Origin of the sequence: Pelomonas sp. KK5 (assembly GCF_001984095.1) — a bacterium.
Classification (GTDB): domain Bacteria; phylum Pseudomonadota; class Gammaproteobacteria; order Burkholderiales; family Burkholderiaceae_C; genus KK5.
The window spans coordinates 1-6607 of record NZ_LYVQ01000298.1 but is presented as its reverse complement, the minus strand read 5'-3'; the positions used below and the strand labels follow the sequence as shown (position 1 = coordinate 6607).

Annotated in this window: 5 protein-coding genes and 1 pseudogene; 1 reads left to right on the top strand and 5 read right to left on the bottom strand. The window is 69.4% G+C overall.

Annotated features, from left to right (window positions below; genetic code table 11):
- A pseudogene (locus B0W88_RS28600) lies at window positions 1-306 on the top strand (DUF1269 domain-containing protein); the annotation flags it as partial.
- Between the two features lie 136 nt (window positions 307-442).
- On the opposite strand, the gene ileS reads toward B0W88_RS28600, so the two are convergent.
- The 5 genes from ileS to B0W88_RS28575 form a co-directional block, all read right to left on the bottom strand.
- Window positions 443-3295, bottom strand: a complete 2853-nt coding sequence (ileS, locus tag B0W88_RS28595) for an isoleucine--tRNA ligase (protein ID WP_077037950.1) — start codon at window positions 3293-3295, stop codon at window positions 443-445.
- A 90-nt stretch (window positions 3296-3385) separates the two neighbouring features.
- A complete protein-coding gene (locus B0W88_RS28590) occupies window positions 3386-4375 on the bottom strand; it encodes a bifunctional riboflavin kinase/FAD synthetase (protein WP_077037949.1) in 990 nt (329 codons plus the stop codon).
- Window positions 4376-4383: 8 nt separating this feature from the next.
- Entirely contained in the window at window positions 4384-5112 is a 729-nt protein-coding gene (locus tag B0W88_RS28585) for a pseudouridine synthase (RefSeq protein ID WP_077037948.1), read from the bottom strand.
- A gap of 27 nt (window positions 5113-5139) precedes the next feature.
- Window positions 5140-5820, bottom strand: a complete 681-nt coding sequence (locus tag B0W88_RS28580) for a PEP-CTERM sorting domain-containing protein (protein ID WP_077037947.1) — start codon at window positions 5818-5820, stop codon at window positions 5140-5142.
- A 175-nt stretch (window positions 5821-5995) separates the two neighbouring features.
- A partial coding sequence (locus tag B0W88_RS28575; protein ID WP_198937965.1) for a P1 family peptidase occupies window positions 5996-6607 on the bottom strand: 612 nt, incomplete at its 5' end.

Genomic DNA, 6607 nt, shown 5'->3' with positions numbered 1-6607 from the left:
GGCGTGGGCGCGGCAGCCGGCGTGGCGGGCGCCTACGAGCTGGCCACGACAACCGCCCCGGCGGCGGTCGTCATCGCGCTGGCGGGCCTGGGCGCGGTGCTCGGCACCTGGGCCAGCAGCATGATCGGCAGCTCCACGCCGAGCCGGCGCCTGCGCCGCTTCGAGAAGGCGCTGGAGCAGGGCCAGTACCTGCTGATGGTGGACGTGCCGCGCACGAAGGTGCACGAGATCGAGGCCCTGCTCGAAGCGACGCACCCCGAAGCGCACTTCGAGGGCGTCGAGCCCAACGTCCCCGCGTTCCCGTGAGCCCCTCGCCCAGCCCCGCCTCGCTGAACGCGGGCTGGGCTGGTCGGTCCCCCGAGGGGACGCCGGCCCACGCGGCATCGAGCCGCATGGGCCGACAGAGCAGCGCCCTTAGGGCGGCCCGGCGGGCGCTGCGGGATCAGGCGATCGTCCGCGCCTCGCCGCTGCCGTACAGATTGCTGTCGCAACGGCCGCACAGCGAGGGGTGGGCCGGATTGCTGCCCACGTCGGCGCGGTAGTGCCAGCAGCGCTCGCACTTCGTGTGCGCTGAGGGCTGCACGTCGACGGCGTCCGATTCGGCGGCCACGACGGCAGCAGCCGAGGTGATCAGCACGAAGCGCAGGTCTTCGCCCAGGCTCTGCAGCAGGGCCAGGTCTTCTGCCGCCGCCAGCTTCAGCGTGACCTCGGCCTGCAGCGAGGCGCCGATCGCGCCGGCGGCGCGCTGTTCCTCGATCGCCTTGTTGACGCCGTCGCGCAGCGCGCGGATGCGGCTCCACTTGCCCAGCAGCGTGGCATCGGCCTCGGGCAGCGTCCAGTAGGTCTCGGTGAAGATCGTGCCGCTGCTCGCCTTCGGCGCGAAGACGGCATAGGCCTCCTCGGCGGTGAAGGACAGGAAGGGCGCCATCCAGCGCAGCATCGCCTGGGTGATGTGCCACAGGGCGGTCTGTGCCGAGCGGCGCGCGGCGCTGCCGGCGGCGGTGGTGTAGAGGCGGTCCTTCAGCACGTCGAGGTAGAAGCCGCCCAGGTCTTCCGAGCAGTAGACCTGCAGCTTGGCGACCACCGGGTGGAACTCGTACTTCTCGTAGTGGGCCAGGATCTCGGCCTGCAGCTCGGCGGCGCGGGCCAGCGCGTAGCGGTCCACTTCCAGCAGCTGTCCCACCGGCAGCGCATCGGCCGCGGCGTCGAAGTCGCTGGTGTTGGCCATCAGGAAGCGCAGCGTGTTGCGGATGCGGCGGTAGCCGTCCACCACACGGGCGAGGATCTTCTCGTCGATGCCGAGGTCGCCCGAGTAGTCGGTGGACGCGCACCACAGGCGCAGGATCTCGGCGCCCATCTTGTCGCTGATCGCCTGCGGGGCCACGGTGTTGCCCAGCGACTTGCTCATCTTGCGGCCCTGGCCGTCGACGGTGAAGCCGTGGGTCAGCAGGCCGCGGTAGGGCGCGCGGTCGTTGACGGCGCAGCTGATCAAGAGCGACGAGTGGAACCAGCCGCGGTGCTGGTCGTGGCCTTCCAGGTACAGGTCGGCCTCGGGGCCGGCTTCATGCGCCGCGCCGGCATGGCTGCCCTTGAGCACATGCTGGAAGGTGGAGCCGGAGTCGAACCAGACGTCCAGGATGTCCTGGCCCTTCGTGTACTGCGCGGCTTCCTCGGCGCCCAGCCATTCGGCCGGGTCCAGCTTGGACCAGGCCTCGATGCCGCCGGCCTCGACCAGCTGCGCCGCGCGCTCGATGAATTCCAGCGTCTTCGGATGCGCTTCGCCGCTGTCCTTGTGCAGGAAGATCGGCAGCGGCACGCCCCAGCTGCGCTGGCGCGAGATGCACCAGTCGGGCCGGCCGGCGATCATGTCGCGCAGGCGGGTGCGGCCGTTCTCGGGGTAGAAGCTGGTGGCCTCGATGGCGGCCAGCGCGGTCTCGCGCAGCGTGCGCGGCGCCTTGTCCTGCGTGAACAGGCCCTCGCCCTCGTCCATGCGCACGAACCACTGCGCGGCGGCGCGGTAGATCACCGGCGTCTTGTGGCGCCAGCAGTGCGGGTAGCTGTGGGTGAGCTTGCTGTGGGCCAGCAGGCGGCCGGCCTGCTCCAGCGTGTCGGCGATGACCGCATTGGCCTTCCAGATGTGCTGGCCGCCGAACAGCGGCAGCTCGGCCGCATAGGCGCCGTTGCCCTGCACCGGATTCAGGATGTCGTCGAAGGACATGCCGTGGGCGATGCAGGACTGGAAGTCGTCCAGGCCGTAGGCGGGCGCGGAGTGGACGATGCCGGTGCCGTCCTCGGCGGTGGCGTAGTCGGCGAGGTAGACCGGGCTGGTGCGGTTGTAGCCGGCATCAACATCGGCGAGCGGATGCTTGAAGCGCATGCCGTCGAGGGTCTTGCCCAGCGTCGTGGACAAGACCTGACCCTCCAGCTTCCAGCGCGCCAGGCACTTCTCGACCAGTGCCTCGGCGATCAGGAAGATGCCCTTCGGCGTGTCCACCAGCGCATAGCTCAGCTCGGGGTTGAGGTTCAGCGCCTGGTTGGCCGGGATGGTCCAGGGGGTGGTCGTCCAGATGACGGCGAAGGCATCCTTGGCGAGCGAAGGCAGGCCGAAGGCGGCGGCCAGCGCGGCCGGGTCGGCGGCCTGGAAGGCAACGTCGACGGCGGGGCTCTGCTTGTCCGCGTACTCGATCTCGAACTCGGCCAGGGACGAGCCGCAGTCGAAGCACCAGTAGACCGGCTTCAGGCCGCGGTAGACGAAACCGCGCTCGAACATGCGCTTCAGGACGCGGATCTCGCCGGCCTCGTTGGCGAAGTTCATCGTCTTGTACGGGTTGGCCCAGTCGCCCAGCACGCCCAGGCGCTTGAAGTCGGTGCGCTGCTGGTCGATCTGCTCGGTGGCGTAGGCGCGGCTCTTGGCCTGCACCTCGTCGCGCGGCAGGCCGCGGCCGAAGGTCTTCTCGATCTGGTTCTCGATCGGCAGGCCGTGGCAGTCCCAGCCGGGGATGTAGGCCGCGTCGAAGCCGGCGAGCTGCCGCGCCTTGACGATCATGTCCTTGAGGATCTTGTTGGCGGCGTGGCCGATGTGGATCTGGCCGTTGGCATAGGGCGGGCCGTCGTGCAGCACGAACTTGGGCGCGTTGCAGCGTGCGTCGCGCAGCTTCTTGTAGACGCCCTGGTCCTCCCAGGCCTTGACCCAGCCCGGTTCGCGCTTGGGCAGGTCGCCGCGCATCGGGAAAGGGGTGTCGGGCAGGTTCAGGGTCGAGCGGTAGTCAACAGCGGGCGTCGTGGAGTCGGTCATGGCGTTCGATCGGCAAGGCGGGAGGAGCCGCTGAAAGCGGCCGTTAGCAGGCGCGGTGGTGTGGGCGGCTCGGGCAGCCGCCGGCCAGCTTCAAATTCGATCGCGGGTGGTCTGCCGGCGCATGGCGGCGTGCGTCGCCAGCCAGGCGCGCGCATCCTCCACGTCCTGGCGGATCGCGGCCGTCAGGGCGTCGAGCCCGTCGAATCGGGCTTCGTCACGGAGTTTGTGCAGCAGTTCCACGCGCACGAGTTTACCGTAGGCCCCTTCCAGCCCCAGCGGCCAGTCCAGGCAGTGCACTTCCAGCAGCATGCGGCCGGCGTCTTCGACGGTCGGCCTGTTGCCCAGCGAGGCGACGCCGTCGACCGGCTGCCCGGCCAGCCCGTGGACACGCACGGCGAAGATGCCCTGCGCGGCCGGCTTGTCGTGATTGAAGCGCAGGTTCAGCGTGCGGAAGCCCAGCGTGCGGCCCAGCTTGGCGCCGTGCACCACATGGCCGGAGATCGAGTACGGCCGGCCCAGCAGCCGCGCCGCAGCCTCCATGTCGCCGCGGCCCAGCGCCTCGCGCACGGCCGAGCTGGAGACGCGCAGGCCGTGCACTTCGTAGCTCATCATCCGCGCCACGTCGAAGCCGCGCTGGCGGCCGGCGGCGTCCAGCGTCGCGTAGTCGCCCTGGCGCTTGGCGCCGAAGCGGAAGTCGTCGCCGACCAGCACGTACTTCGCGCCGAGGCCCTGTTCCAGCACCTGGCCGATGAAGTCCTGGGCAGAGAGCGAGGCGAGCCGCTCGTCGAAGCGAAGGATCACGACCTGGTCGATGCCGCAGCGCTCCAGCTCGCCGAGCTTGTCGCGCAGCGTGGCGATGCGGCTGGGCGCCAGCTCGGGCTTGCTCATCCGGGCGGCGAAGAAATCGCGCGGATGCGGCTCGAACGTCATCACGCAGGAAGGCAGGCCGCGATGCTGGGCCTCGGAGCGCAGCAGCGCCAGCATGGCCTGGTGGCCGCGATGGACGCCGTCGAAATTGCCGATCGTCAGCGCGCAGGCGGGTGCGATGCCGGGATGGTGGAAACCGCGGAAGACTTGCATGCGTTGAACTATGCCGTTACTTCGGCGGGGCTGTGGACCCAGGCCCATTCGCCGGGCTTGAGAGACTCAGGCAGGCGCAGCGCGCCGAACTGCGGCCGGTGCAGCGCCTCACAGCGGTTGCCTACCGCCGCGATCATGCGCTTGACCTGGTGGTACTTGCCCTCGACCAGGGTCAGCCGGATGCCGTGGGTGCCGAAGGCCTCGGCGCCTTCGGCCTGGGTGAATTCGGTGTGGTCGGGCTTGGCGGGGTCGCGGTTGGGTTCGCGCAGTTCGACGCCGTCGCGCAGCTGCTGCACCATCTCCGGCGTCACCGGATGCTTGCAGGTCGCCTCGTAGACCTTGGGCACATGGTGCTTGGGGCTGGTGAGCTTGTGGATCAGGCTGCCGTCGTCGGTGAGCAGCAGCAGGCCGGTGGTGTCTTCGTCGAGCCGGCCGATCGGCTGCACGCCGCGCTCGCGCAGCGGGCCGGGCAGCAGGCTCAGCACGCTGGGGTGGTGCTTGGGCTTCTGCGAGCACTCGTAGCCGGCCGGCTTGTTCAGCAGCACCAGGGCCTTGGCGTAGTAGGGCCAGGTCTTGCCGCTGACCTCGAAGACCAGGCCCTCGGTCTCGAATTCGGCATCGGGGTCGTCGACGATCTCGCCGCCGACCTTGACCTCCTCGTTGAAGATCAGGCCGGCGCACAGCCGGCGGGTGCCGAAGCCTTGCGTAAAGAGGATCTGGGACAGGCGCGCTTTCATATCGCGCCCATTATCCCGTCGCGGGCCTCAGCCCCTGCGGCGGCGGCGCACGGCGCCGAGGATGGCCAGTCCGCCCAGGCCCATCAGCGCCATGCTGCCCGGCTCGGGCACGGCGGAGATGGTCACGGTCGGCACACCCAGCGTGGCCGCGATATAGCCACCCTGCAACTGCAGGTCGAACTCGTAGACCGACAGGTTCTTGGAGCCCCAGCTGCCGGTGTTGTCGGCGATGTTCAGCGAGTTGAACTGCGTGCCGCCGAGCCAGGTCTCGTGGAAGTTGAACTGGAAGTCGGTGCCCATGCCGGCCACGTGCGCGGTGAAGTCGGTGTCGGTCGTGGTGTTGTTGGCCAGGAAGACGCCATCCACCTTCGGGTCGTTGTTGCGCAGCACGAAGTAGACCGGCAGCGTGTTGCCGGTGCTGCCCTTGGCCGGGTCCACGGTGATGGCCACGCCGTTGGCGGCGAAGCTGACGGTGGACATGTCCACGACGTAGCCGCGGGTCGGCCATTGCGGGTCGTTCTGGTAGTTGGTCGAGTTGAGCAGGAAGCTCATCTGGACGGTGGAACCCTTGGGGATCAGGTTGGCGATGCCGGTCTGGCTGTCCACCTCGGAGACGGTGCTGGTAAGCGTGACCTTGTAGTCGTTGCCGTTGTAGACGACGGCCTGGGCGGAGGCGCCGGCTGCGAGGGCAGCGGCTGCGAGGACCATGTTCCTGAACTGACTCGATTGCATTGGATACGTCCAAAGAAGGGCAGAGGGATTCCTGCCTGGACGATTTTTTCGACCGCTCCACACGGCCACAGCCGGGCTTGCACTGAGTACAAGTTCACGAATCGGCAGCGCTGTCCGCATCTGCGCAGCGCTCGGGGGAAACACCGATCGATCAGGGGTTTGAGGCCCGCGCGCCGCGCAGCACGGCCTGCGCCATCACCTCGGCCGCCAGCGCGCCGATCAGCGCCACATTGCCGGGCAGGCCCGAGCCGCCGGTGGCCAGGCTGAAGACCACGTCGCCGTCGAAAGGCGTGTGGACCGGGTTGATCGTGCGGGCCAGGCCGTCGTGGGCCATCTGCGCGACCTTCTTCGCCTGCGCCTTCGTGAGCCGCGCATCGGTGGCGACGATGCCCAGCGTCGTGGACATGCCGGTGAGCAGCGCGGCCGGCACGCGGCCCTCGCGCAGCGCCTGCGCGATGCCGATCAAGCGGCCATCGGGCCCGCGGGCGCCGGCGAGCACGGTGCCGTCCTCGCCGATCACGTCGCCGACCGCGTTGACGGCCACCAGCGCCGCCACCGTTACGCCACCGACCTTCAGCGAGGCGCTGCCGATGCCGCCCTTCATCGCCAGTTCGGGGCCGAACAGCTTGCCGACGGTGGCGCCGGCACCGGCGCCGACGCTGCCCTCGGCAGGCGGCGCGTCGGTAGCGGCCTCGCAGGCGGCATAACCCGCAGCCTGATCGGGGTGGATCGTCGGGTCGCCCTGCCAGAGATCGAACAGCAC